31 protein-coding genes and 1 pseudogene are annotated in these 25,202 nt (G+C 68.9%); 19 read left to right on the top strand and 13 right to left on the bottom strand.

All coding sequences use genetic code 11. The annotated features are described in order from the left end of the window. The first annotated feature begins 13 nt into the window (after positions 1-13). Complete coding sequence (locus AB2U09_RS16715) at positions 14-610, top strand: hypothetical protein (RefSeq protein WP_459193872.1); 597 nt, start codon at positions 14-16, stop codon at positions 608-610. A gap of 18 nt (positions 611-628) precedes the next feature. On the opposite strand, the gene AB2U09_RS16720 is transcribed toward AB2U09_RS16715, so the two are convergent. Both AB2U09_RS16720 and AB2U09_RS16725 read right to left on the bottom strand, forming a co-directional pair. After that, positions 629-1,885 (bottom strand): MFS transporter, encoded by a 1,257-nt coding sequence (locus AB2U09_RS16720; RefSeq protein ID WP_459193873.1) that lies wholly within the window; start codon positions 1,883-1,885, stop codon positions 629-631. Between the two features lie 45 nt (positions 1,886-1,930). After that, on the bottom strand, positions 1,931-2,203 hold the full coding sequence (locus tag AB2U09_RS16725) for a HalOD1 output domain-containing protein (RefSeq protein WP_459193874.1): 273 nt from the start codon (positions 2,201-2,203) through the stop codon (positions 1,931-1,933). A gap of 116 nt (positions 2,204-2,319) precedes the next feature. Here AB2U09_RS16725 and AB2U09_RS16730 point away from each other — a divergent pair, with 116 nt between their 5' ends. After that, positions 2,320-2,991 carry a helix-turn-helix domain-containing protein gene (locus AB2U09_RS16730; RefSeq protein WP_459193875.1) on the top strand — a complete coding sequence of 224 codons (672 nt, stop codon included), beginning with the start codon at positions 2,320-2,322 and terminating at the stop codon, positions 2,989-2,991. Positions 2,992-3,049: 58 nt separating this feature from the next. Then, a complete protein-coding gene (locus AB2U09_RS16735; RefSeq protein ID WP_459193876.1) occupies positions 3,050-3,433 on the top strand; it encodes a DUF7344 domain-containing protein in 384 nt (127 codons plus the stop codon). A gap of 24 nt (positions 3,434-3,457) precedes the next feature. Here the strand turns inward: AB2U09_RS16735 and tpiA are convergent, their stop codons facing one another. Next, the gene (gene tpiA / locus AB2U09_RS16740) at positions 3,458-4,108 is read right to left on the bottom strand and encodes a triose-phosphate isomerase (RefSeq protein WP_459193877.1); all 651 of its coding nucleotides are present in this window, start codon (positions 4,106-4,108) and stop codon (positions 3,458-3,460) included. Between the two features lie 164 nt (positions 4,109-4,272). Between tpiA and AB2U09_RS16745 the strand changes: the two genes are divergently transcribed. After that, positions 4,273-4,833 (top strand): response regulator transcription factor, encoded by a 561-nt coding sequence (locus AB2U09_RS16745; protein ID WP_459193878.1) that lies wholly within the window; start codon positions 4,273-4,275, stop codon positions 4,831-4,833. A 120-nt stretch (positions 4,834-4,953) separates the two neighbouring features. Here the strand turns inward: AB2U09_RS16745 and AB2U09_RS16750 are convergent, their stop codons facing one another. Next, positions 4,954-5,493: a multiprotein bridging factor aMBF1 gene (locus AB2U09_RS16750; RefSeq protein WP_459193879.1), complete on the bottom strand. Its 540-nt coding sequence runs from the start codon at positions 5,491-5,493 to the stop codon at positions 4,954-4,956. A 123-nt stretch (positions 5,494-5,616) separates the two neighbouring features. Between AB2U09_RS16750 and AB2U09_RS16755 the strand changes: the two genes are divergently transcribed. From AB2U09_RS16755 to AB2U09_RS16775, 5 genes are all read left to right on the top strand, one after another. Further along, complete coding sequence (locus tag AB2U09_RS16755; RefSeq protein ID WP_459193880.1) at positions 5,617-6,492, top strand: aldo/keto reductase; 876 nt, start codon at positions 5,617-5,619, stop codon at positions 6,490-6,492. A gap of 111 nt (positions 6,493-6,603) precedes the next feature. Further along, the gene (locus AB2U09_RS16760) at positions 6,604-7,785 is read left to right on the top strand and encodes a thiamine ABC transporter substrate-binding protein (RefSeq protein WP_459193881.1); all 1,182 of its coding nucleotides are present in this window, start codon (positions 6,604-6,606) and stop codon (positions 7,783-7,785) included. A gap of 4 nt (positions 7,786-7,789) precedes the next feature. Continuing rightward, positions 7,790-9,466, top strand: a complete 1,677-nt coding sequence (locus AB2U09_RS16765) for an ABC transporter permease (RefSeq protein WP_459193882.1) — start codon at positions 7,790-7,792, stop codon at positions 9,464-9,466. Beyond that, complete coding sequence (locus AB2U09_RS16770; RefSeq protein ID WP_459194274.1) at positions 9,459-10,508, top strand: ABC transporter ATP-binding protein; 1,050 nt, start codon at positions 9,459-9,461, stop codon at positions 10,506-10,508. Before AB2U09_RS16765 ends, AB2U09_RS16770 begins: the two co-directional genes overlap by 8 nt. Positions 10,509-10,600: 92 nt before the next feature. After that, the gene (locus AB2U09_RS16775) at positions 10,601-11,386 is read left to right on the top strand and encodes an SAM hydrolase/SAM-dependent halogenase family protein (protein ID WP_459193883.1); all 786 of its coding nucleotides are present in this window, start codon (positions 10,601-10,603) and stop codon (positions 11,384-11,386) included. 3 nt (positions 11,387-11,389) lie between these two features. Here the strand turns inward: AB2U09_RS16775 and AB2U09_RS16780 are convergent, their stop codons facing one another. The 5 genes from AB2U09_RS16780 to hisC form a co-directional block, all read right to left on the bottom strand. Continuing rightward, complete coding sequence (locus AB2U09_RS16780) at positions 11,390-11,959, bottom strand: helix-hairpin-helix domain-containing protein (RefSeq protein ID WP_459193884.1); 570 nt, start codon at positions 11,957-11,959, stop codon at positions 11,390-11,392. A gap of 115 nt (positions 11,960-12,074) precedes the next feature. After that, on the bottom strand, positions 12,075-12,500 hold the full coding sequence (locus AB2U09_RS16785; protein ID WP_459193885.1) for an NUDIX hydrolase: 426 nt from the start codon (positions 12,498-12,500) through the stop codon (positions 12,075-12,077). 64 nt (positions 12,501-12,564) lie between these two features. Beyond that, positions 12,565-13,173: a CDP-alcohol phosphatidyltransferase family protein gene (locus AB2U09_RS16790; protein ID WP_459193886.1), complete on the bottom strand. Its 609-nt coding sequence runs from the start codon at positions 13,171-13,173 to the stop codon at positions 12,565-12,567. Positions 13,174-13,186: 13 nt separating this feature from the next. Further along, positions 13,187-13,714, bottom strand: a complete 528-nt coding sequence (locus tag AB2U09_RS16795) for an adenylate kinase family protein (protein ID WP_459193887.1) — start codon at positions 13,712-13,714, stop codon at positions 13,187-13,189. Further along, positions 13,714-14,796, bottom strand: a complete 1,083-nt coding sequence (gene hisC / locus AB2U09_RS16800) for a histidinol-phosphate transaminase (RefSeq protein ID WP_459193888.1) — start codon at positions 14,794-14,796, stop codon at positions 13,714-13,716. The genes AB2U09_RS16795 and hisC overlap by 1 nt, the downstream gene beginning before the upstream one ends. 180 nt (positions 14,797-14,976) lie before the next feature. Here hisC and AB2U09_RS16805 point away from each other — a divergent pair, with 180 nt between their 5' ends. Beyond that, positions 14,977-15,633 (top strand): chemotaxis protein CheC, encoded by a 657-nt coding sequence (locus AB2U09_RS16805; protein WP_459193889.1) that lies wholly within the window; start codon positions 14,977-14,979, stop codon positions 15,631-15,633. An 87-nt stretch (positions 15,634-15,720) separates the two neighbouring features. Then, complete coding sequence (locus AB2U09_RS16810) at positions 15,721-16,176, top strand: CopD family protein (protein WP_459193890.1); 456 nt, start codon at positions 15,721-15,723, stop codon at positions 16,174-16,176. Positions 16,177-16,194: 18 nt separating this feature from the next. Here AB2U09_RS16810 and AB2U09_RS16815 read toward each other — a convergent pair whose 3' ends face one another. Next, entirely contained in the window at positions 16,195-17,802 is a 1,608-nt protein-coding gene (locus tag AB2U09_RS16815) for a GMC family oxidoreductase (protein WP_459193891.1), read from the bottom strand. A gap of 444 nt (positions 17,803-18,246) precedes the next feature. Between AB2U09_RS16815 and AB2U09_RS16820 the strand changes: the two genes are divergently transcribed. Beyond that, positions 18,247-18,645 carry a hypothetical protein gene (locus AB2U09_RS16820; protein WP_459193892.1) on the top strand — a complete coding sequence of 133 codons (399 nt, stop codon included), beginning with the start codon at positions 18,247-18,249 and terminating at the stop codon, positions 18,643-18,645. 11 nt (positions 18,646-18,656) lie between these two features. Here the strand turns inward: AB2U09_RS16820 and AB2U09_RS16825 are convergent, their stop codons facing one another. After that, positions 18,657-19,496 carry a CPBP family intramembrane glutamic endopeptidase gene (locus AB2U09_RS16825; protein WP_459193893.1) on the bottom strand — a complete coding sequence of 280 codons (840 nt, stop codon included), beginning with the start codon at positions 19,494-19,496 and terminating at the stop codon, positions 18,657-18,659. A 237-nt stretch (positions 19,497-19,733) separates the two neighbouring features. On the opposite strand from AB2U09_RS16825, the gene AB2U09_RS16830 reads away from it, so the two are divergent. Continuing rightward, positions 19,734-19,928 carry a hypothetical protein gene (locus tag AB2U09_RS16830; RefSeq protein ID WP_459193894.1) on the top strand — a complete coding sequence of 65 codons (195 nt, stop codon included), beginning with the start codon at positions 19,734-19,736 and terminating at the stop codon, positions 19,926-19,928. 132 nt (positions 19,929-20,060) lie between these two features. Further along, positions 20,061-20,243, top strand: a pseudogene (locus AB2U09_RS16835) (DnaJ domain-containing protein); the annotation flags it as partial. Positions 20,244-20,284: 41 nt separating this feature from the next. Here AB2U09_RS16835 and AB2U09_RS16840 read toward each other — a convergent pair. Beyond that, complete coding sequence (locus AB2U09_RS16840; protein ID WP_459194284.1) at positions 20,285-20,905, bottom strand: hypothetical protein; 621 nt, start codon at positions 20,903-20,905, stop codon at positions 20,285-20,287. Positions 20,906-20,981: 76 nt separating this feature from the next. Between AB2U09_RS16840 and AB2U09_RS16845 the strand changes: the two genes are divergently transcribed. The 5 genes from AB2U09_RS16845 to AB2U09_RS16865 all read left to right on the top strand — a co-directional run bounded on the left by AB2U09_RS16845 (position 20,982) and on the right by AB2U09_RS16865 (position 24,939). Then, positions 20,982-21,242 carry a hypothetical protein gene (locus AB2U09_RS16845; protein ID WP_459194285.1) on the top strand — a complete coding sequence of 87 codons (261 nt, stop codon included), beginning with the start codon at positions 20,982-20,984 and terminating at the stop codon, positions 21,240-21,242. Positions 21,243-21,335: 93 nt separating this feature from the next. Beyond that, positions 21,336-22,499 carry an ArsR/SmtB family transcription factor gene (locus AB2U09_RS16850; protein WP_459193895.1) on the top strand — a complete coding sequence of 388 codons (1,164 nt, stop codon included), beginning with the start codon at positions 21,336-21,338 and terminating at the stop codon, positions 22,497-22,499. A 100-nt stretch (positions 22,500-22,599) separates the two neighbouring features. Further along, positions 22,600-23,901: a histidinol dehydrogenase gene (gene hisD / locus AB2U09_RS16855; protein ID WP_459193896.1), complete on the top strand. Its 1,302-nt coding sequence runs from the start codon at positions 22,600-22,602 to the stop codon at positions 23,899-23,901. 59 nt (positions 23,902-23,960) lie between these two features. After that, positions 23,961-24,464 carry a GNAT family N-acetyltransferase gene (locus tag AB2U09_RS16860; protein WP_459193897.1) on the top strand — a complete coding sequence of 168 codons (504 nt, stop codon included), beginning with the start codon at positions 23,961-23,963 and terminating at the stop codon, positions 24,462-24,464. A 103-nt stretch (positions 24,465-24,567) separates the two neighbouring features. Next, on the top strand, positions 24,568-24,939 hold the full coding sequence (locus AB2U09_RS16865) for a HesB/IscA family protein (protein ID WP_459193898.1): 372 nt from the start codon (positions 24,568-24,570) through the stop codon (positions 24,937-24,939). Between the two features lie 22 nt (positions 24,940-24,961). On the opposite strand, the gene AB2U09_RS16870 is transcribed toward AB2U09_RS16865, so the two are convergent. Then, the gene (locus AB2U09_RS16870; RefSeq protein ID WP_274323967.1) at positions 24,962-25,162 is read right to left on the bottom strand and encodes a dodecin; all 201 of its coding nucleotides are present in this window, start codon (positions 25,160-25,162) and stop codon (positions 24,962-24,964) included. Positions 25,163-25,202: the final 40 nt, after the last annotated feature.

The following is a 25,202-nucleotide window of genomic DNA, read 5'->3' on the forward strand; positions in this document are numbered from 1 at the left end:
GAACAGTTCGGGTATGTCACCGTTCTCCCGGCGTCGGGTCCTCGCGACGGGGACCGCAGCCCTCTTCGCCGGACTGTCCGGCTGTGCGAACAGCGGCGGAGCGTCGACCGAGACGCCCACGGTCACGGAACGCTCTTTCGAACATAGCGTCTCGGACCCGGCCGCTCACACCGTCCGGAACGAGGACGGCGAGCCAGCGGTCCGTTCGTCGGCTCGATCAACTGACGAGCGTATGCTGGGGACGCCGACCCGGATGGCCGACGAGTACTGGACGGTCACCGGCGCGGACAAACGGGACGCACTGGACTTCTCAGGCGCGACGACGGGGGCGGAGGCGGCTCGCTCCTTCGCGGCCGAGACTGACCTCTCGACGGCGACCCTCGTCGTCCACCAGTACTACGTCGAGAAGTGCGTGACCCACCGATTAGAGCGGCTCCGGTGGGGCGCGGCCGACCAGGGTCTCGAGGGGGCCACCGCGATCAGGCTGGCGTACGAGGACGCCGAGCGGGACGGCGACTGCGAGCAGGAGGGGATCGGACCTATCGAGGCGACGCTGTTTCGAATCCCCGCGGAGATCGGGCCGGTGACGCGGTTCGGCTATCAGGTGTGAGCGACCGCGGAGGCCCGATCAGATCTCGGGCAGTCGCACCCCGGCGGCGACCATCGCCAGCGCGCCGACCGCGAGCACGGCGAGGCCGGGGAGGAACGAACCGGTCAGGTCGCGGAGTCCGCCGACGAGGAACGGGCCGAAGAAGCCGCCCAGTTCGCCGACGGCGAAGACGAGACTCACCGCGGTCGCCGTCAGCGCGGGGCCGATGTCCTCGATCTCCGTCGGGATGGCGCGGACGAGCGGCGAGACGCCGCCGACGCCGCTCCCGGCGAGGAGCGCGGCCGCGCCGGCACTGACCGCGGTGCCGACGAACACTAATGCAGCGACGCCCGCCGCTGCGGCGAGTCCACAGGCGACGACACCCTCTCGTCTCCGGCCGAAGCGGTCCGAGACGGGCGGGACGACGACGGTCCCGACGGCCTGCCCGACGACGAACAGCGTGGCGACGGTCGCGGCGGTCTCCGGCGAGACGCCGCGGGAGCCGGCGAGCGTGGGGAGCCACCCCTGCAGGCTGTGGCCGAGCAGGAGATACGCGGTACCGACGACGACGAGCAGCCGCATCACCCGGTGGGAGAATACCTGTGCCACGTCGCTCCGGAGGGAGGTGAGCGAGAACTCGCTGTCGCCGCCGTCGCCGTGTGGCGTCCCGTGCCGGCGGGCGTGCCATGCGGCGACCGGGACCCAGACGAGCAGGAAGGCGAGCGCCGCGGCGCCGAGCGCGCGGAAGGTCGGGCGCCACCCGCCGAGCGCCGGGCCGAGGATAGCACGGCCGACGCTGTAGGCCGAGGCCGTCCCGGCGTAGGAGCCGAGGATGTACACCGTCGACATCGTCCCCAGCAAGCGCGAGGGGAAGACGCTCGCGACGAGCTTCGGCAGGCCGAACGTGATCCCGGTCGCGCCGACGGCGAACAGGACCGTCGTCGCGGCCATTCCAGTGAACCCGGAAGTACCGGAGCGGAGCAGCTGTGCGATGCCGAATATGGCGACCGAGATCGCGATCCCTCGTCGCGCGCCGATGCGGTCGAGGACGAGCCCCGACAGCAGCGAGAGCGGGACGTACGTCAGCGGAACGGCGCCGACGAGTGCACCCGACTGGGTATCGGAGAGGCCCAGCCCGTCGGCGATGGGGTCGAGGAAGGCCGCGAGCGCGAACCAGTTCGCCATCAGGAGGAGGTAGCTGACTGCACCGAGGACGACGAGCAGGTACGAACTCGGGGGGACGGGAGCCGGCCGATCCTCCTCCCCCGACACGTCGTCGCCCGTATCTCCGACCATGGACGGGCTAGTGACGGACGGCCCTTAATAGGCGCCGACAGCGCCTCAGGCGGCCTTCAGGAACTTGGCGGTTCCGTTCTGCTCGACGGTGATGCGGTACCCCTCGTAACTGAAGGTGACCTCCATCCGGGCGTCCGGCGACGGCGGGGTCGAAAAGAGGTGATCGAGGACGTGATCGATGCAGTCGTACATGTTTTCGACCTCCGTCGGGTCCTTGCCCTCCAGTTCGGCGACGGCGAGGGCCACTTCGGCGGCGGGTTCTTCCGCGTCGGTGTCGAGCGTCCGTCGCGTGACGTCTGTTTCTCCGTCGTGTTCCATCGACGGCCCGTTTGGACGCCACCGGTATAGCGGTGGCTCCGGGAATGACAAGCCCGTAGCTACCCCGCAACGAATCGCCGCCGCGCGCTTATTGGGCTCCGGACCCGAACGTACTCATGAGTGTACTCGGCAAGTTCTCCGTGCCGGCGTCGTCGTTCACACTGGAGTCGGCGCTCGCTGCCACCCCCGACATCGCCGTCGACGCGGACCGCAACGCGACCCACGGGCCGGATCAGGTGCTCCCGTTCCTCTGGGCGACCGGCGGCGACTTCGAGGCGTTCCACGACGCGCTGGAAGCCGACCCGGAGGTCGAGTCCGTCTCCATCGCCGAACGGACGGACAACGCCGTTCTGTACCGACTCAGGTGGGCCGACCCGTTCAAGGAACTCGTCCACGAGATGGTCGACCACCACGCGGCCATCGTCGAGGCGGCGGCACAGCGGGACACCTGGACGCTGCGGCTCCGGTTCGGCGAGGAGGAGATGGTTTCGGCGTTTCAGGACCACTTCGACGAGACAGGCCGGCATTTCGAGGTGCGCTCGCTGTGGCACCCTTCCGGGCCGCGCCAGCGGGAGTTCGACCTCACCTCCGGCCAGTACGAGGCGCTCGCGACGGCGGTGCGCGAGGGGTACTTCGACGTCCCGCGGGAGGCCTCCGCGACCGAACTGGGCGACGAGATGGGGATCTCCGCGAACGCGGCCTCACAGCGGATCCGCCGGGGATCCGAGGCACTCGTCCGGAACGCGCTGCTTATCGACGACCGGAACGGCACCGACGGGAGTACTTAAACGCCGTTACGATCGAAGGCCACGCCTGATTGGAGTCGAGCGCGTCTCTCGAAGCGAGATGACCGAAACAGATCTCTGCGATATCGTCGCTGCGGACTCGTTCGACGCCGATGCGGATCTCGTCTTCGAGGCGCTCGCACCCGCCGAGCGGAGGGTCGTCCTCGCGCGACTTCTCGACCGTCGTGAACGAGCGACCGAGAGTCACGACCGGGTCGCGCTGGCCGACCTCGCGGTCGAACTCGCCGCGTGGAAGCGGGACACCGGCACGGGGGACGTGGAGGACGCCGCCGTCGAGTCGGCCCACGCGAAGCTCTATCACGTTCACGTTCCGAAACTCGCTGACGCGGGCGTCGTCTCCCACGACCGCGAGGACGGCTCGGTCGCGCTCACGGCGCCCGAGTCGGTCCGCGAGTGCGTCGATCTTCCGACCGCCACCGCCTGAGCGCTTCTGCGAGCGGTAGTCTCCCTACTCCGCGAGCGGCGCGACGAGATCCTCGAGCGCGGCCTTCGGGTCGTCGGCTTTCGCGACGCCGCTGGCCAGCAGGACGCCCGAGGCGCCCAGATCGCGGGCGGCGTCGAGGTCGTCGCCCGTCGAGATACCGGCGCCGCAGAACACGTCGACGGCGTCGTCGACCGCGGCTGCCGCCTCGACGGCGTCGGTGACGATGTCGGGGTCGGCCTTGCTGACGGGCGTCCCCGTGCCGATGAGTTCCGGCGGCTCGACGGCGACGGCGTCCGGGCCGAGCGCGGCGGCGGCGCCGACCTGCTCGGGGTTGTTCGCGCAGACGACCGTCTCCAGTCCCGCGCGCTCGGCCGCGTCGAGGCTCGCGTCGATGTCCGCGAGCTTGCGCCGGGCCTCGGAGTGGTTGATGAGCGTGCCCTCGGCACCGGCGTCGGCGACGGCCTCGGCGAGCGTGCTGCCGGTGTGGCTGCCGTGTTCGACCGGGCTGACGTGCTGGGCCCACGTCTCGACGCCGGTCTCGGCGACCGCCGAGAGGTGGGCGGCCTGCGGGGCGACGGCCACGCGGACGCCGCTGTCCTCGCTCACGTCGCGGGCCGCCTCGGCGACGGCGACCGGGTCACACGGGTAGGCTTTCAGATTGACCAGAACGAACATACGCGGGAGGCGAACCCGGACGGAGAAATAGGTTGTGAGTCCGGCGAGCCTGGCGCCCCGGGCCCGCGCGGACGGCGGCGGCCGGCCGGGTGTCAGCCGCGCGGCGCGAGCGCGGCCGCCGAGGGGTGAGAGTTAAGACAGTCACCTCGTAACGTACATCCGTTGTGACCCAGGGGACCGACAAGCGAGGGACGGTGCTGGTCGTGGAGGACGAGACGCACCTCGCGGAACTGTACACGGAATACCTCGACGACGAGTACGACGTTCGAACGGCGTACGGCGGCGTCGAGGGGATAGAGATGCTCTCCTCCGACCTCGACGTGGTCCTGCTGGACCGGCGGATGCCGATCGTCTCCGGGAACGAGGTCCTCGCGGCGATCGAAGAACGCGGCCTCCAGTGCCGGGTCGCCATGGTGACCGCCGTCGACCCCGACTTCGACATCATCGACATGGGCTGTGACGACTACGTGGTCAAGCCCGTGACCCGCGAGGGCCTCGAAACGGTCGTCGATCGGTTGATGAAGCTCTCGGAGTACAACGACCGGATGCGCGAACTAACCTCCAAACGGCTCAAGCGCAACGTCCTCCAGGTCGAGAAGACCGAGTCCGAACTCGCCGACAGCGAGACCTTCCAGCGCCTCCAGCGGGAGATCGAGGAGATGGAAGAGGCCGTCCAGGGCATCGCCGACGAACTCGGTCCCGAGTACGTGGCCAGAAAGCAGTAGCGCGAGCGCGACCCAGCGCACTCACTCCCGAAAAATCACAGCGCCGTTGTTCGGATCGTGTTCCCCTGTTTAGCGTCGCCCCGCTCGCCTACGCTGTGCGAGCGCGGCTCGTGACTTCGTTCAGGAGTCCTTCCGTTCGACGACGTCGCCGAGCGTGTACTCGCCGGTGGAGTCGCCGCCGGACCACTCGGACTCGTCGGCCGTCCCGCCGGCCGAGAGGTCGACGTCGAGCGCGCTCTCGAGTTTGCGCTGGACCTCGTCGCTCGGCAGCGTGTCACCGCGCTCGATCTTCCGGATGAGGCTGGCCTTCTCGTTGAGCCGCTGGGCCAGGTCCTCCTGGCTCATGCCCGTCGACTCCCGGGCCGAGCGGACGATCTCGTCGTAGTCCTGTGCGAGCTCGTCCATCTCGTCGAACATGTCCCGACGCGAGCGCGAGGAGCCGCCGGAACTCGACGACGACGATGACGAAGACGACGAGGAGGAGTCGCTCGACGAACTCGACGAGGACGTCGAGTACTTGGTCGACGCGCCGGAGGAGGTCTGCTGTTTCACCTCGGTCCCGAAGTCCGTGCACTCGTCGCAGACGTCGAGTTCCGCCCCCTCGACCTTCACGCGGTTGGGGGAACTCGTCTCCTTCCCGCACATCTCACACTGAACCATGGTCCACCCTTACCGGCGACTGTTCATAAAGTATACGCCAGCGATACCTTCGGACGGAGCGGACGGAGTGACACACGCCGCGTCGACACGCGCCTTTTTGCCGCGCTCGCACGTAGGGGCCCCATGGAAACGAGACCGCTCGGCGACACCGGCCAGGAGAGCTCCGTCCTCACGTTCGGGGCCATCGCGCTCGATTTCCTCGAACAGGACGAGGCGGACGAACTGACCGCGGAGGTCCTCGACCGCGGCGTCAACCACGTCGACGTGGCGCCCCAGTACGGCACGGCGGAGGTCAAACTCGCGCCGACGCTCGCCGACCGCCGCGAGGAGGTCTTCCTCGGCTGCAAGACGCTCGAACGAAGCTACGAGGGCGCCTGGGAGAAACTCGAGGCGTCGCTCGACCGCCTCGGGACCGACCACATCGACCTCTACCAGTTCCACGCCGTCACCGAGCAGGAGGAGATCGACGAGATCACCGGCGACGACGGCGCCCTGAAGGCCTACCGCGAGGCCCAGGAGGAGGGGATCATCGACCACATCGGCGTCACCAGCCACGGTACTCCCGAAGTGGTCCGCGAGGCCGTCGAGCGCATCCCGGACCTGGCGACCGCCATGTTCCCGGTCAACGCGACGGTCGCCGCGAAGGAGGGCGCGGACCACGAGTACCTCGACCTGGCGAGCGAACTGGAAGATCAGGGCATCGGCGTCATCTCCATCAAGACCTTCGCCAAGCAGCCCTGGCCGGAGGACCTGGCCGAGGACGACCGGCCGTACAACACCTGGTACGAGCCGTACGACGACCCCGACGAACTGGCGCGGTGTCTCCGCTACACCCTCTCGCAGGACGTGACGACGCTGACGAACGCGGGCGACCCGCGACTCGTCGGGCCGATCCTCGACGCCGCCGAGTCGTTCGAACCGATGAGCGACGACGAACAGCGGGCAATGGTCGACGAGCGACGGTCCGAGGAGTCGCCCGTCCCGGCCGACCTGTCCTGATAACTCGAATACCTATCTTTCGGACACGTACGGCCCGATACGGGCGATTCTGGCCGGATTCGGTCGGGACGGATCGCGGGGTATTTCATTCGTCACCTGTATTCCCCGGTTATGGACCGACGACGTTTCGTCAAAGCAGTGGGCGCCGGAGTGGCGGGCCTCACCGCGGGGTGCAGCGCGGAACCGACCAGCGACGGGGAGGCGACCGAGACGAGCGACGGATCGACGGACGCGGGCGACGGATCGACCGACTCGACGGGGACGGCGGACGGCACCGTCACGGGTACCGCTTCGGGGGGGACGCCGGTCCTCCGCGTGGGGACGTACCCCTCGTTCGTCGACGCGCCGAGTTCCAGTCCGGGCCCGTGGCTCAAAGAGCAGTTCGAGTCCGAGTTCGACGCGAAGCTGAAGTGGTTCCCGCCGGAGAGCAACATGGACTACTTCCTCCAGCGGCGCCAGCAGGGCGTCACCATCGACACCGACCTGTTCCTCGGGCTGACCCCCGAGAACCTCGTGAAGGCCGACCGCGAGACTGGCGACGGCGACTCGCTGTTCGCCAGCCTCGACACGTCCGCGCTGTCGAACGCGGGCCACGTCGTCGACGACTACCGCTTCGACCCGCAGGAGCGGGCCATCCCGGTCGGCGCTTCCTACATCAGCCTCGTCTACAACCAGCACGCGCTGGACGAGCGCGGCGCCGGCGCGCCGGAGACCTTCGACGACCTCGCCAGCGACCCCTACGAGAACGGCCTCCTCGTCCCGAACCCGCAGAACAGCGAGACCGGGAAGGAGTTCCTCTTCTGGACGGTCGACCACTTCGGCGAGGACGGCTACCTCGACTACTGGAGCCGGCTGATGGACAACGGCACGCAGATCCTCAAAGACTGGGGGACCGCCTACGACGCCTACTCGAACGACGAGGCGCCGATGGTCGTCTCGTTCTCGACCGACCAAGTGTACGCGGACCGCTACGACCAGGACATGGCGCGCCACCAGATCGGCTTCCCGAACGGCGAGGGCTACGCGTACGTCGAGGGCGCCGCGCCCTTCGCCGGCACCGACAAGATGGGGCTGGCGACGGAGTTCATCGACTTCGTCCTCCGTCCGGACGTCCAGGCCGAGATCGCCCAGCGCAACGTCGCGCTGCCCGCGGTCGACAACGCGACGCTCCCCTCGGACTTCGACGACCTCGTCCACGAACCGGAGACCATCGTCAGCTTCGGCTACGACGAGCTGATGGGCAACGTCGAGCCGTGGCTCGACGAGTGGTCCAAGCAGATCGCCAGCAACTGAGTCGATGAACGCCGGTCGGGTCGCCGAACGCGTCGGCGTCGCCGCGCTCGCAGTGGCGACGCTCGCGCTCCTGGGACTCGTCTTCTTCTACCCGGTCGGGATCGTCCTCGTCGACGCCGTCAGGGTCGACGGGGTCTACTCGCTCGCGCGGTTCGGCGACATCCTCGCCGACGACTTCTACATCGACCTGTTCGGGTTCACCGTCTATCAGGCAGTGCTTTCGACGATCGCGAGCGTCCTGCTGGGCGTCCCCGGCGCGTACGTCCTCGCGCGCTTCGAGTTCCCCGGCCGCAAGACGATCCGCTCGCTGACGGCGCTGCCGTTCGTGATGCCGACGATCCTCGTCGCCATCGGGTTCGTCGCGACCTTCGGGAAAAACGGCGTGGTCAACGCCGTCCTCGGGAGTCTCGGGCTCCCCATCGTGAACCTGCGCGGGACGCTGGCGATCATCGTCCTCGCCCACGCGTTCTACGACGCGCCGCTGATCGCCCGGATCACGGCCGCGGCGTGGGAGGGCGTCGACGCGGAGATGACCGAGACCGCCCGGTCGCTGGGCGCCTCGCCGATCCGGGCGTTCCGCGACGTGATCGTCCCGCAACTGCTCCCGGCCATCCTGACAGGCGTGCTGCTCACCTTCATCTTCTCGTTCATGTCGTTCGCCATCGTCCTCGCGCTCGGCGGACTCTCGAAGGCGACGGTCGAGGTGTGGGTCTACCACCGGATCAGCCAGCTCGACTACGGGACGGCCTCGACACTGGCCGTCATGGAGATGGGCCTCTCGCTGGCACTCACCTACGCCTACCTCCGCTACGAGGCCCGCCAGCGCGCGGCGAGCGCCGCCCGCCCGGCCGAACGGATGGATCTCTTCGGGTCGGTCACCAAGAGTCGGCTGTTCGCGTGGGGGTACACCGCCGTCGCGGTCGTCGTCTTCGCCGTCCCCATCGTCAGCCTCGTCGTCGCGAGCGTCACCGGCCCGGAGGGGTTCACGCTGCGCAACTACCAGTTCCTGATCGAGCGGCAGGCCACCGCCTACGACTTCCAGATCAAGCCGCTGACCGCGGTGACGAACTCCCTTCTCTTCGGCGGCGGGACGCTCCTGCTCGCGGTGCCGATGGGCGTGTTCCTCGCGGTCGTCAGCACGCGGAACTTCCGCGGTCGGAAGCTGATCGACACGCTCGCGATGGCACCGTTCGCCGTCAGCGGCGTCGTCGTCGGCCTCGGCCTCCTCCGCGGGTTCGTCTTCGGCACCGAGGCCTTCGGCTACCGGTTCACCGTTGCCGGTCCCGTCGCCATCGTCGCCGCCCACGCCGTCGGCGCGTACCCGTTCGTCACCCGGAACGTCGCGCCGGCGCTGGCCGGTATCGACGACTCCATCGTCGAGTCAGCGCGCTCGCTCGGCGCCTCCCGCGCTCGCGTCATGCTCGACATCGAACTGCCGCTGGTCGTCCCGGCCATCCTCGCGGGGATGGCCTTCGCCTTCGCCATCAGCATCGGCGAGTTCGATTCGACGGTTATACTGGCGACCGGCGGAACCAGTTACACCATGCCAGTAGCGATCGAGCGATTCATCGGCCGACGGCTCGGCCCCGCGACCGCGATGGGTGTGGTCCTGCTCGTCGTGACCGCCGTGAGCTTCGTCGTCATCGACCGCCTCGGCGAGGGGCGTGGTCTCGGTGGGTAGCCTCGAACTCGATGCCGTCCGCAAGTCCTTCGCCGACACCGTCGCCCTCGACGGCGTCTCACTGGACATCGCGGAGGGCGAGTTCTTCACGCTCGTCGGCCCCTCCGGCTGCGGCAAGACGACGACCCTGCGGACTATCGCCGGCCTCGAAACCCCCACGAGCGGTACGGTCCGGTTCGACAGCGAGGACGTGTCCGGGGTCCCCACCGAAGACCGCGACGTGGGCATCGTCTTCCAGAACTACGCCCTCTTCCCGCACATGAACGTCCACGAGAACGTCGCCTACGGACTCAAGTTCGCCGACCCTCCGGGCGGCAAATCGGTCGACCAGCGCGTGACCGAACTGCTCGACCTCGTCGACCTCTCGGGAATGGGTGGCCGCGAGCCCGACCAGCTCTCCGGCGGGCAACAGCAGCGCGTCGCGCTCGCCAGGGCGCTCGCGCCCGCCCCAGAGATCCTCCTGCTCGACGAGCCGATGTCGGCGCTGGACGCCCGCCTGCGGGAGACGCTCCGCCGGCAGGTCAAGCGCATCCAGGCCGAACTCGACGTGACCACCGTGTACGTCACCCACGACCAGGAGGAGGCGCTCGCCATCTCCGATCGCCTCGCCGTCATGCACGACGGCCGCGTCGAGCAGGTCGGCACGCCGCGGGAGGTGTACGAACGCCCCGCGACGGAGTTCGTCGCCTCGTTCGTCGGCGAGAACAACCTCTTCCGCGGCGACGTGGTCCGCAGCGACGCCGACTGGACGGCCACCGTGGCCGTCGACGGCACGGAGTTCCGCGTCGACGACGGCGCCGGAGGGATCGACGGCGACAGTACGGACGGCTCGCTCACCTTCTGCGTCCGGCCGGAGGATCTAGTCGTCGGCGCCGGCGACAACCGCTTCGAGGTCGCCGTCGACACCGCCGAGTTCCTCGGCGAGACCACCCGCTACTACGCCGACTGGGGCGACCGGACCCTCGTCTTCCGGACGCCCGAGGCGCACGACGAGGAGTTCCTGACGCTCGGATTCGATCCTTCCGACGCGCGGGTGCTGTGACTACGAGGACATCCGTCTCCGGGACTGCAGCCGGCTCGAATTCCTCGTCCAATACCGAGTGAATTAACCGACGAATAGCCCTGTATCGGCGTATGATAACGCTCGCTTCGGACTTCCCGAGCCCGTACCCCGCGGCGATGCGGGGCGTGATCTGCTCGCGTACCGACGCGCGCATCGAGGACATCGCGCACGACTTCCCCCGACAGGACGTGCGAGCGGCGGCGTTCTGGCTCTGCGAGGTGATCCCGTACTTCCCGCCAGCCACTCACTGCGTCGTCGTCGACCCCGGCGTGGGGACCGACCGGGCGGCGATCGTCGTCGAGGCCGGCGACCACCGGATCGTCGCACCGGACAACGGCGTCGCCGTCCCGGTCGCCCGCGAACTCGTCGGGAGGAGCGACGACAGCGGGGAGGGTGACGCTGGCGAGGACTTCACCGTCTGGAACGTCGTCTACAGCGACGACGCGACGGCGAGCAACACCTTCCACGGGCGGGACGTGTTCGCTCCCGCCGCCGCCGACGTCCACGACGTCGACGCTGTCGGCGACGTAGACCGCTGCAGTCGGACAGACGAGTGGGTCGATCTGGCGTTCCCGGAGCCCGAGGTCGGCGAGTCGTCGGCCCGCGGCGAGGTGCTCGTCGTCGACGGGTTCGGGAACGTCATCACGAACGTCCCGGGCGAGACGGTGGCCGAGCGCGAGAGCGTGCGCGTCGGCGGCGAGTCCGTCCCCGTTCGGGACGCCTACGCGGCGCTCGACGTCGGCGAGCGCCTCGTCACCGTCGGCAGCCACGGCAACGTCGAGTTCGCCGTGAATCAGGGCCGTGGCGACGAGGCCTTCGGGCTCGGGGTCGGCGACGGCGTGCTGATCGAGTGGTGAGCCTCAGTCGAGGAACTCCCGGAGATTTTCGAGGTTCTCGGGGCCGAGGCCGGCGACGGCGAGCAGCGCGTCGTCCTCGGCACCGCGCACGTCGCTCTCGGTGACGTACCCGGCGGTCCGTAGCTTCCCGGCCGTCTTCGGCCCGATGCCCGGGACCTCCTCGAAGGGAACCTCCGGATCGTCGAGTTCGTCTTCGTCGTCACCGTCGTCGCCCTCTTCCGGGTCGGGCTCGGAGAGGATGTCGAGCGCTTCCCGCAGCGCGTCGGCCTTGTGTTTCGCCTTGCGGCCGTCCGCGCGCTCGTAGGCGGCCAGCCGCTCGCGCAGGCGGTCGTACTGGCCGGCGTCGCTCGGCATCTCGGCGCCCGGTCGCGGCCGGTAGCGCGTTCCGAGTTCGGCGTCGAAGCTCTTGCGGCGGACGAGCGTCGTCCCGCCGGATTCGTCCCGGAGGAGGACGACCTGCCGGTCGGTGTAGATCACCTGCCGCAACTCGGCGGTGCGCTGGTCTTCGAGGACGAGTCCGATCTCTGTGCCGATCCTGTTGGTTCTCGACGGATCGAGGTGTGTCTCTGACATGGTGTGCGAAGTCGTGCCTGGTTGTTTCACGGCGGCACGCGCTCCGTGTGATCGGCACGTTCTCCGGCGATTTGGGCCTGTCGCTCTCGGTCACGTCCGGCGCCCACTGGGACGGTCAGAGCAGCGACGCGAGGTGTTCGGGGTAGACGGTCACGTCGTCGAGCGCGTCGACGGACTTCCAGACCGCCCTGTAGGTCTCGCCGGCCTCTGGCTCACGGCCTTCGAACTCGTCGCGCTCGTAGGGCCACGACTCTGCCAGCGACACGTCGTAGAGAAACCAGATCTCGTGGCCGCGCTGTCCGTCGAACGTGAACGTGTTCTCAAGGGTGTCCAACAACTCGGCCTCGACCACCTCCACGTCGAGTTCCTCGTCGAACTCGCGGACCAGTGCTTCGTCGCTCATCTCGCCGAACTCGACCCCACCGCCGATCGGGCGGTAGAACGTCTCCACGCCGTCGTCGTCGTGCAACCGACTGAGCAGGACCTCGTCCCCGCGTCGCGGAACCCCGACCGCTACTGGTCGAATGTCGCGCCAGCTCATAGGCCGCGACGTACAGATGTCGTCTGAATAACCGTTGTGATCGACGGCCGCGTTTCCCTGGCAGTCAGAGCGCCTTCATCGCGTAGTAGAACCGCTGGAGCGCGGTGAAGTGGCCGACGACGGCGAAGAAGACCAGCAGCCAGCCGACGACGGTCAGCCCCGAGAACGGCTCCGTCACGAAGGCGGCGACGACGCCGACGGCGACGACCAGCGCCAGTCGGTCCGCGCGGCCGACGAGGCCGCCGTAGACGCGGTCGAGACCGACCGCCTGGGCCTGCGTGCCGAGATAGGAGGTCATCAGGACGCCAGTGACGGCGGCGAGGCCGAGGGCGTAGGCTTCCAGCCCGGCGGCGAGGCCGACGATGATGACGATGTCGGCGTAGCGGTCGATGACGTGGTCGAGCAGGTCGCCGGCGGCGCTCCCGGTGCCCGTTTCGCGGGCGAGTTCGCCGTCGACGAGGTCGAGCCAGCCGTTGAGCGCCACGGCGACGGCACCGCCGACGTACAGCAGCGGGTCGCGGCGGGGGGCGAACGCGAAGGCGGCCGCGCCGACGACCGCGAGAGCGAGCGCGAGGACGCTCACGCCGTTGGGCGTCAGGCCGACGCGCTTGGCGAGGCTCACCGACGGCGCGAGCGCGCCTTTCACCGCGGGCCGGAACCGGTCGAGTGTCATCCTGTGGGCGTAGTCATAGATGATCCACGAACGAAACTGTACCGACCTGCGGTTCGCGCTCGCCGGCGACGACCTCCCCGACGGCCGCGGCGGTCGCCTCCGGGTCGAGGTCGGTCGCGTCGATCTCGTAGACCGAATCCTCGCCGTGGCGCTCGACCGCTTCCGCGAGGATCACGTCGAGCGCCTCCGATTCGGCGTTCTCCGCGGCCTTCGCCTCGGGCTCGCCGCGCTCGGTGAGCCGCCGCTCCAGTTCCTCGGGGTGACAGCGCAGCACCACGACCCTGTCCGCGTCGAAGTGGTGCGCGAGGTGGGACTCGAACAGCACGTCGTCGCGGTCGGCGAGGTACTCGGCCAGGGCGTCGAGGTCGGCGACGGCCGAGTCGCGCTCCTCGTCGTGTTCGACGACGAAGTCCTCCTCGTGGATCACGTCGTTGAGGTGGAGCACGTCCAGATCGGCGGCGGGACCGCTATCGTCGGCCGCGAGCAACTCGACGGCCGTCGTCTTGCCCGTCCCGGGCGTCCCGGTCACGGCGACGCGCATCAGGCCGTGACCTCCGCGACGACCTCGTTGATAGTTTCGACGGCGCGACGCGTTTGTTCCTCCGTCCCGCAGCTGATCCGGATGCACTCGGGCAGGCCGAAACTGGAGCAGTCGCGGACGATGACGCCCCGGTTCTGGGCGGCGTCGGCGACGGCGCTCGCGTCGCCCACCTCGACGAGGACGAAGTTCCCGCCGCTCTCCCATGTCTTCGCGTCGAGGTTCTCGTGCATGTACTCGCGAGCCCACCTTGCCGTCTCGACGGTCTTCTCGACGTGTTCGTCGTCGTCGAGCGCCGCGAGGCCGGCCCGGCAGGTCAGTTCTGTCACGCTGAAGGGCGTGTTCACGCGGGCGTAGGCGTCGGCCCACGCCTCGGGCGTGACGGCGTAACCGAGGCGCATCCCGGCGAGACCGTACGCCTTCGAGAACGTGCGGACGACGGCCACGTCGTCTCGCTCCTCGACGAGTTCGACCCCCGATGGCGAGTCCGAGAAGTGGACGTAGGCCTCGTCGTAGACGACGAGCGTCTGGTCGTCGGTCTCCTCGGCGACCGTCCGCACGTCGTCCAGACTCATCTCCGAGCCCGTCGGGTTGTGCGGGCTGGTGACGTAGACGATGCGGTGACCGTCGTAGGCAGAGAGGACGGCCTCGGGCGTCTGCGCGAAGTCGTCGGCCTTCGAGAGTTCGTACTCGTCGACCTCGCCGTGGTGGTAGCGGGCCGACATCGGGTAGTAGGCGAAGCCGGGCGTCGGGACGAGGACGCGCTGGCCGGGGTCGATGAACGCGCGAGCGAGGTAGTCGAGCGCGGTGTCGCCGCTCGGCGTCAGCCAGATCTGTTCGTCGGCGACCTCGTGGCGGTCAGCGATCTTCGCCGTGAGGTCGGTGTGGGAGGTCTTCGGGTAACTCGCCACGCGGTCGGCGTGCTCGCGGACGGCGTCGACGGCCTTCGGGCTGGCGCCGAAGGGGTTCTCGTTCGAGGAGAGTTTGACGAGGTCGTCCGGGTCGAGCCCGCGCTCGCGGGCGACCTCCTCTATCCCTCTCCCGGCGCGGTAGACGGCGTGGGAGGAGAGGTCCCGTGGTTCCATACCCGAGAGATGCGGACGGCGGGTCTTAAGGGTGCTCGTCGCGCGTCGACGGGTCACACGGGCACCGTTCCCGCTGTCGGGTCACACGCCTCACCGTTCGCCCGGCGACGGGCGCCCAGTTTCGACTTCTGATATGGGGGCCGAAACGGCTAACAGGTCCGTCGGGGAACCGGGCTACAGATGCCCATCCTGATCGACATCCGGAAGCTCCGGATCATCAACCGTCTCATCAAGGACGGCGCGGGCAACGTCGCCGCCGCCCTGGAGACGATGGCCGGCGTCGAATCGACGGTGAAGATAAAGAGCCTCGCGTTCGTCGACCCCTCGGACATCCCGGGCGAGATCGGTGCCGAAGAACGCTACAGCGCGAACGTCCGGCTCCGCGAGCCGCCCTACGGGACGTTCTTCCTCACCTTCGCGGACGCGACTGCGGCGGAGCTCGCCGGCCTGCTGACCGGCGTCGCGGCGACCGACGGGTTCAACGACATGCACGAGAGCGCCCTCCAGGAGATCTGCAACATCATGACCTCCGGGTTCATCGACGGGATCGCCAACACCCTCGGGACGACCATCGACATCGGCACCCCCGACGTGTTCACGGGAACCGGCCCGGAGATCGCCGAACAGTCGCTCTCGCACGTCCACACCGACTCGCTGTCGATCGTCCTCGACGCCGTCGTCGACATGGCCGAACGCGACGCCGACTTCGAGATCCGCATCTTCCTCGTCCCCGACCCCGGCGCGTTCGTGAACCTCATCGACAAGATCGAACTCGACGAGCTCTCCTCGGCCGTCGACGGCCAGTACGTCGACGAACTCGACGCGAGCGAACTGTAGGGCCGTCCCGCCGCGGACGGCGACGGAGCGCCGGCCAGCGCGGGCGAAGTGGGTACGTTCAAGGAGGTCGAGTCCTCGCGGTCGGACATGGCAGCACTGGACTTTGCGATGTACGTGCTCCACCTCCTGTTCGCCGGAGTGTGGGCCGGGAGCGTGATCTTCGTGACGGTCGCCGTGTGGCCGACGGCCCGTGACGGCACCGCGAACGCGAAACCGCTGCGGTTCGTCGTCGAGCGACTGCGGTGGGTCTCCCGGGCGAGCGCGCTCGTCCTCTTCGCCTCGGGCGGCCACATGGCCGGACAGCTCTACACCGTCGAGTCGCTGACCGGCCAGCCGCGCGGGCACCTCGTGCTGACGATGGTCGCGCTGTGGCTCGCGCTCGCCGGGCTCGTCGAGGTCGGGTCGAGCAAGCTCGCAGACGGCTTCGACGAGAAGAAGGTCCGCCAGCCGGCCCGCGACGCCCGTCCGTTCTTCCTCGCGGCGTCGGTCGTCGCCGGCCTCCTGCTAATCGTCGGCGGGCTGCTCGCAGGCGGTTTCGCCTGACGGCGGTCCCCTGCGCTTTTAGAGGTCCTCGTCGACGTGGTCTGCCGCCTTCAGCGACAGCGCGGCGATGGTGAGCGTCGGGTTCATCGCGCCGCTCGTGACGAAGACGCTCGACGACGCGACCGAGAGGTTCGCCACGTCGTGGGTCCGCAGTCGCGGGTTCACGACGCTCGACTCGGGCTCGGTCCCCATCCGCGTCGTCCCCATGTGGTGGGCCGCCGGGCCGGTGTTGTCGGGGCCGACCGTCCACTCCACGTCGGCACCCAGTTCGTCCAGCACGCGCCGCTGGATCCCGTTCGCTTTGGTGAGCGTGCGTCGCGTCCGCTCGTCCAGCGACCACTGTACGTCCGGGACGGGATTACCGTGGTCGTCCGTCGTCGTCGGGTCGAGCGCGATCCGGTTGGACTTCCGCGGGAGCTGACCCACGAGTCCGCCCATCGCGACGTGGGTCCCGTAGCTCTCCCGGAGGGAGGCGAGCAAGTCGTCGCCCCACTCGTCGGCGCCGAGGGCTTTTTCGACCGGTGACGGGCCGGCGTAGTTGAGAAACTCCAGTTTCATCGGTCCGACGCCGTCGAAGTCGTTGTCGTAGAACTGGTGGGACTCGCTCGTCATGAAGCCGACGTGGTTCTGCCGGGTGGGTTCGTCGAGGGTCCCGCCGACGCCGGCGAACAGGTGCTCCATGAAGTACCGGCCGACGAGCCCGCTGGAGTTAGCGAGGCCGTCGGGATGCGTCTCGGATGTCGACAGCAGGAGGAGCCGCGGGATCTCGACCCCGCCGGCGGCGAGGACGAACTGCCTGGCTTCCTGGCGGTGTTCGGTTCCGTCAGGCGTCGCGTAGACCGCCGCGTCGACGCGCTCGCCGCTCCCGTCAGTTTCGAGGCGCTGGACGGGGACGCGGTCGAGGACGCGTGCGCCGACCTCCTCGGCGGCGGCGACGGTGTGGTCGGCGCTGTACTTCGCGCCCGAGGGGCAGACCGGGTCGCAGGTGCCGTATCCGACGCACTGCCCGCGGCCGTCGTAGGCTTCGGAGTTGCGCGCGTTCGGGACGGAATGCATCGCGATGCCGAGTTCCTCACAGGCCTCGGCGAACAGCGAGTCGCTGTAGGATGGCGGGAACGCGGGCATCGGGTGCGGTTCCTCACGCGGCGGGCCGAAGGGGTTGTCCGAGGCGCCGGCGACGCCGATCGCGGACTCCGCCTCGGCGTAGTAGGGGCGCAGATCGTCGTAGTCGACCGGCCAGTCGGCGCCGACGCCGTCGCGCGAGCGGCGCTCGAAGTCGGACTCGTGGAGCCGCATCACCATCCCCTGCCAGTGGAGGGTCGACCCGCCGACGCCCTTCACCCGCATGGCGTTGAGCGGATAGAACCGATCGCCGCTGGCGCTGAACGCGTCGCGCTCGCCGCCCATGTCCCAGACCGAGTGCGGGTCGTGGGCCGGCCTGATCGCCCGCTCCATCCGCTCGAGACGGCTATCGGAGTCGAATCGCGGCCCCGCTTCGAGGACGACGACGTCGTGGCCCCGATCAGCGAGACGCTGGGCGACCAGCGCGCCCGCCGGCCCCGCGCCGACGACGCAGACGTCGACGCGCTCGCTCGGCGTTCGATCGACGCCGTCGGTCGCGCTCACCGTCCGGCCCCCTGTCTCATCACGCCGGGATTAGGCAAACCTAAACTTATGCGTTGTCATGCCGAGCGCGTGGCGTCGAGTCGCGGGCGGCGCGATGGGACGGGAAGCCGGTGCGGAGTACTTAATCGTCCGCGGCGACTATCCCGACTGCGTGCCTTTAGTCCCCGCCCGAGCGTACCCGGATGGGAGCGATGACAGTGCGGCGAACCCGGGCACGCGACACACGAGTGGCGCCGCAAGCGCCGATTCGCTGAGCGGCTCACGCCGTCTCGGTATCCGGTCGCCCGAACGGGCGACCCGCCCGGCACGAGGGTTTCCCGGCTGACCCGGCACGCCGCCAGGGATGATGTCGGTCGTTAGTGTTCCGGGCGTACATTTCGTTACATCTCGACGAGCGACGGGAGTGACCTACGGTTAAGACCCGCCCGGGCAAAGGGCAAGCCGATGCCGATAGACCCGGAGATCGCTGCCATCGCCGTCGTCTCGGCGGTCGGGGCGGCGGGCGTCGCCGTCGTCACGCTCCGCCACTACGAACCGCCACCGCCGCCGGATGGCGACGCGGAAGCGCCCGAGCCGGTGATGGAGGCCGGGATATTCTTCGTCCTGGCTACCGTCCTGTTCACGGTCTTCGGATTCGCGCTCGTGTTCGTCGCCGAGTCGGGCGGGATCGTCGGTCGTGCGGCGACCCTGCTCCCGACACCGATCGGCTTCTACGTCGCCTATTCGATCCGCGAGGGTGAGATGGGCAGCCATGTGGACGAGGCGACCGCACAGCTCGGCTTCGTCAGCGCAGTCGCGCTCGGCGCCTTCCCGGTAGTGCTTCTCGCCGCCTCCGCCGTCTGATCGAGGACCGCTCAGACGAGGGCCAGCACGGCGGTCGACGCGTTCTGTGGGTCAGGCAACTGGTCGCTGAACGCGACGAAGAGGTACAGCATCGTAAACAGCGTCGCGTTGTAGATGCCGTGGATCAGCGCGGGAACGACGATGTTGTCCGTAATCTCGTAGGCCGCGCCGAAGACGAGGGCGGGGCCGACGAGGATGCCGAGCGCGACGAGGTTCCCGGTCGGGGAGCCACCGGAGAGAGCGAACCAGTGGAGGCCGGCGAAGACGGCACTCGGGAGGAGGACGCCGAGGACCGGATCGAAAACCTCGCGGAGGCGGCCCTGAACGACGCCGCGGAAGAGCAGTTCCTCGCCGGGACCGATGATCAGGATCGACGCGGGAATGAGGACGAGGAGGACTTCCGGATTTTCGAGCCCCATCTCGGCGGCCTGGTTGGTCCCGGGATTGACCTGCAAGAGGGTGATGAGGATCGACCCGGCGAAGGCACCGCCGAGCGCGAGGACGTAGCCGACGACGATGATGAGGACTTGCCGCAGGGAGGGCACTGCAGCGTCGATGTCGAACCGGGCGGGGAGGCCGCCGAACCCGAGCAGCGACCGGATCTTCGGGCCGACTATCGGGCGTAGTTTCAGGTAGGCGACGGCGACGCCGGCGCACCCGATCCCCTGGATAAAGATGAGGCTGAGAACGATCTGCATCGTCGGCGACGGCTCGACGTTCAGGCCGAGGATCAGGACGGCGACCGTGACCGTCACCAGTGCGAATCCGAGCAGCAGGCCCCCGGCACCGAGTCCGATCGCGGAGACCAGCGCGACGATCGTCCGCAGCGGGGACCGTTCTCTCGCTGACATACCCGACGGTTGTCCCGACTCCCCCAAAAGCCGTTCCCTCGACGGCGAGCACGGCGCTCGCTGCCCCGCTGGACCCGGACAGCGCGCTTCGAACGCCGTCTCGCCCAGTCGCCGATAGCCGCTGTCTCACTGCGGACCCCGGAAACGGCGCATATTAGGTCCTTTTACGCCCCTCGGAGGCGTAATACTCCGTTCAGGGCAAGCTATATGTGAACGTCTAACACACAGTAGGGTACGATGGTAGAATGTGACCACTGCGGCGACGACGTATTCCACGTGTGGAGGCGGCGCGAGCGGACGGAGACGATGACTCACCGAACGGTCGTCTGGGTCTGCCAGAACTGTCACCCGGAACTCGGGTCGACCGGACGGACCGACGCGACGGCGACCCGGGCCGTCACGGACGGGGGACGACTGAAGAAATCGGGATAGCCCGTCGATCCCCGGTAGCAGTCCCGATTCGGTACGTTTCGCGGCAGAAGTCCCGAATTTTACGATCTTCGGCGGTAGGAAGCTACTTGTAGGTGAGGTCGAAAGAAAGGGTCCACAGGGACACTGGGGCGTATGAACACGACGTTCTACGGCGTGCTGGGGGTGGGGCCCGACGCCGACGACGACGCGATCCGCGCCGCCTACCGCGACCGGGTCAAGGAACACCATCCGGACGTGAGCACCGCACCGGACGCGGTCGAGCGGTTCAAGCGGCTCACGACCGCGAAAGAGGCGCTCCTCGACCCGAAGGAGCGACAGCGATACGACAGGCTCGGTCACGATTCGTACGTCGACGCCTACGGCGACCCGTCGCTCTGGGAACTCGATCGATCGTCCCCGGACGCGGAAGCGCCATCCCCGGATACGGACGTGTCCTCGTCACGGGCGGACGAGTCGTCGAAAACAGGTTCTACAGCACGTTCGGAGTCGGAATCCGGGCAGGCAGCGGCCGGAGCGCGATCCACGTCGTCACGCTCGCGGTCGAAAACGGGACGGTCACAGCCCCGCTCGTCGGAGTCCCGTTCAGCGTCCGCCGAGTCGGGATCCGCGTCGACGGAGTCCCGATCGGACTCGGCCGACGCGAGAAGCTCGACCGACCGCGGCGCTTCGACTACTTCGACCGATCGGACGCGCGCCTCGCGGACGGGAACGCGAACAGATTCTGGGTCCCGGAGAACGACGGGAACCGGCTCCAGCAGCTCGCGGTCGGCCGAGTCGACACGGTCTTCGACGGGGACGAATTCCGGAACCCGGTCGCGGACGACCAGCGCTGGGCCCTCGAACGCTGGGTCAGCCCGATGGTCAGCCGATACGTCGCCCAGCGAGTCTTCGGCGACGGCAAAATCGAGCGCGAATCCGGGAGGTGACGCGGGGTGGAACGCCCGGCGCAACCCCACTCGGAGAACGGGTACGGCCACGAGCGAACGGTCGACACGGACCGGATCGACTTCGGCGGCGGCGGGCGGGTCACACGCCCGGGGGAGCTTCTGGGACGTGGCCGACAACGACGTTTCGGACACCGGACGGACCGACCCGCTGCTGGCTCGCGCCGTCCGTCTCCTGCGGACGCTCGGCGCGTGGGTGGTGGTCCACCTGCTGTTCCTCGCGCTGGCGGCCGGCACCGGCTGGTACGTCTACACCGTCGTCGTGCCGCCGGCATACAGATCGCTGGCCTTACTGTTCGCCGTCATCGGCGAAGTCGGACTCGCGGTGATCCTGTCGTCGTTGCACGTCCTCTCTCGCGTCTACAGATAGACGTAGCACGACCGCTCTCGGCCCGTTTGCAGCTTCAAACGAGTTTTTGTCTCTTGGGAAAAGCCATTAAGCTCGGCACACTCAGGACGGACAATGGGTCGGCTGCTGCCGTTCAAGTCGGAGACAACCCGGACGCCGGACGAGCCCCGGGTCCTCGACCTCGACGACGAAGCGACCGAGGAGGCCCTCGCGGCGCTCTCCTCGGACACCGCGCGTCAGATCCTCGGGACGCTCTACGACGAGCCGAAGACGCCCCCGGAGATCCGCGACGAGGTCGGAACTTCCCTCCAGAACGTCCACTATCACGTCGAGCGGCTGGAAGACGCCGAGCTGATCCAGCCCGCCGGCGAGGGCTACTCCGAGAAGGGGACGGAGATGACCATCTACGCGCCCGCCAGCGAGGCGCTCGTCCTCTTCGCGGGGCAAGAGCACCACCGCTCGCGGCTGAAGACCGCCCTGATGCGTCTGCTCGGCGCGGTCGGCCTGCTCGGGCTCGCAACCCTCGCGATCCAGCAGTTGTTCGGTCAGAACGGCGGCCGTCTCGGCGAGTACGACATCTCGGTCGGGATGGGATCCAGCGGCGGGAGCAGCGAGCCGGAGTCGGGCGGCGACGGTGCTGGCGCGGGCGACGGCGCCGACGGAGGCGACGGCGGCGGCGCAGGCGACCTCGACGGCGCCGAAACTGTCGGGGACACCGCGGGAACGTCGACCGAGACGCCGACGCCGGAGGACGACGTCGGCATCTTCGGCGGCGAGAGCACGTCGACAGACGCCGGGTCCGCCACCGCGAGTCCGACTCCGGAACCGACGGCCGACCTCACGGCGTCGACGACTGCCGCGCCGTCGGCATCACCGACGCCGGCAGGAACGCCCTCACCGACCCCCGCCGGCACCCCCTCGCCGACCCCCGCGGGAACGCCGACCCCGCAGGCGACGCCGACCGAGACCCCGCTCCCAACGGGGACGCCCACTGCGACGGCGACCGAGACGACCACCCCGACCGCGACGCCGACAGACGCGGCTACCCCGACGGCTACGCCGACCGAGCCGCCGTCCCCGACGCCGTCCCCGTCCGGGATGGAATCGGGGACGCCCGCGCCCAGCGGCACCGAATTGCCGGCCCAAACCGTCGAGGGCGCGCGCCAGCTCTCAGAGAGCGGCGGGGACGGCCTGCTGGCCGACCCCGCGGTCGCGTTCTTCCTCGGCGGGCTGTTCATGATCGTCGTCGTCACCGTCTGGTGGTACTACCAGGGCTGACGGCGGCCGTCACGCTCTCAGGTTTCGCGCTGTCCGTTCGTCGCCCAGTGAGTCGTTCCCGATAGCAAGTCGTATGGGTCAGTCGCGGCAACGGCGACGCATGAACGTGCGAAGCGTGGACGCGCTGGGGCCGGACGACCGGGCGGCGCTGTTCGACCGCGACGCGGGCGTGGAGGCGGTCCGCGACGACGTGCGGGAGATCGTCGACCGCGTGCGGACCGAGGGCGACGTGGCGCTCCGCGACCTCTCGCGGGAGATCGACGACGTCGAAGTGGGCAACATCGACGTGACCGACCAGGTCGAACGCGCTCACGAGGAGATCGACGACGACGTTCGAAACGCGATCGCGGACGCCGCGGAGAACATCCGCGCGTTCCACGAGCGCCAGCGGCCCGAGGACTGGACCGAGGACTTCGACGGCCGCGAACTCGGGCGTCGGTTCCGCCCGCTGGAGACCGTCGGCGTCTACGCCCCGGGCGGGACGGCCGCCTATCCCTCCAGCGTCCTGATGGGCGTGATCCCGGCGGTCGTCGCCGGCGTCGAGCACGTCGCGGTCGCGACGCCTCCCGCGGAGGAGCTCGACCCCGTGACGCTGGCGGCTATCCACGAGGCCGGCGCCGACGCGGTGTATCAGGTCGGCGGTGCGCAGGCGGTCGCCGCGCTCGCGTACGGGACCGAGACGATCACCGCCGTCCAGAAGGTCGTCGGCCCGGGCAACCAGTGGGTCACCGCGGCCAAAGCCGAGGTGCGCGGCGACGTGGAGATCGACTTCCTCGCCGGCCCGAGCGAGGTGCTCGTCGTCGCCGACGAGACCGCCGATCCGTCGCTGGTCGCCGCGGATCTGGTCGCGCAGGCCGAACACGGCGAGACGAGTTCGGTCGTCGCCGTCACCGACGACGAGGCGACCGCGGAGGCCGTCGCGGAGGCCGTCGACGACCACGCCAGCGGCCGCGAGCGCGAGGAGACGATCCGCGCCGCGCTCGGCAACGACGCCAGCGGCGTCTTCCTCGCGCGCTCGATGAGCGAGGCGGTCCTCTTCGGCGAGGAGTACGCCCCCGAACACCTCTCGATCCAGGCCGACGACGCCGACGCGCTGCTCGACCGCATCCCGAGCGCCGGGAGCGCGTTCCTCGGCCCGTACAGCCCGGTCGCGGCCGGTGACTACGCGACGGGGACCAACCACGTCCTTCCCACGAACGGGAAGGCGAAGGTCACCGGCGGCCTCTCGGTCGACACGTTCCTCCGGTCGACGACGGTCCAGCGACTGCCCCGGGAGGCGCTTTCCGACCTGCGCGAGACGGTCACGACGCTCGCCGACGCGGAGGGGCTCGAAGCCCACGCGCACAGCGTCGACGCGCGGTTCGACGGCGAGAGCGACGACGGCGGCGGTAGCGGCGAATAGCGAATCGCGGCCCACCGCGGGCCGTCAGGTCTTTCTGCGATACCCCCGTTCGCTCGGGCATGACAGCCGATCCGCTCTATCGACCGGCGCACATGGCCGACGTGGCCGGTATCCAGCGAGTCGCACGGGAGTCCTGGCACGCCGCCTACGACGACATCCTCGGCGAGGACGCCGTCGACGACGTCCTCGACGAGTGGTACGTCGACGACGCCATCGAGTCCGGCATCGACCACGACGCGCAGGACTTCTTCGTCGCCGTGATCGACGACCGGATCGTCGGGTACATTCACGTCGGTCCGCACCCGCCGCGGCGCGTCCACCAGGTCTACCGGCTCTACGTCGACCCCGACCACTGGCGCCAGGGCATCGCCCGGAACCTCCTCACCGAGGCCGAACAGGCGCTGTACGACCGCGACGTCGGCGTCTACGAGGCCGAGGTGCTCGCCGAGAACGAGCGCGGTCTGGCCTTCTACGAGGCGGTCGGATTCGAGCGCGTCGACGAACGCGAGGCCGACCTCCTCGGCACCACCGCGCCCGAGTACATCGTCCGCAAACGGCTGTAGCGGACGCCGACGGGCGGACGGTGACCGCCAGCGATCCCGCGAAAACCGGCGAACGGGACCCCTCGCCAACAGGGTTAACACGTTCGGCGAAGAATTCACGTGTATGAGTTCCACGACGGACGACGTCCCCGAGCCGGGCGGCGAGGAGATCGCGGTGACGGAGGCGGCCGCCGAGGAGGCCCTGTCGCTGCTCGAAGACGAGGACATGGACACCGACGTGGCTGGACTCCGCCTGTTCGTTCAGCAGGGCGGCTGTGCGGGCCTGTCCTACGGGATGCGCTTCGAGTACGAACCCGAGGAGGACGACACGGTCTACGAACACCACGGGCTGCGCGTGATCGTCGACCCCGCGAGCATCAACTACGTGGAAGGATCGGTGCTGGACTTCGAAGGCGGACTGCAGGGCGAGGGGTTCCACGTCGAGAACCCCAACGTCGTCAGCGAGTGCGGCTGCGGCGAGAGCTTCCGCACCTGACCGCCGCCTCCGAACGGCCGTCTCAGTCTTCGAGTTCGAACGCTACCTCGACTTCCGCCTGGTACTCCCTGTTCTCGACGCTCGCGATCTCGACGCCCATCTCTTCGACTTCCACCCAGTAGACGTTCTGGAGCGTCTCCTCGGCGCGCTCGACCGCGTCGTCGACGGCCTCGTCGAAGCTCTCGGTGCTGGTCCCGATCAGTGTGATCTTCTTGAATACCATCGCGAGCGAACAGTACGTCGGCCCGACACAAAAGGGTCGG

Source organism: Halosimplex yunnanense, from assembly GCF_054504345.1.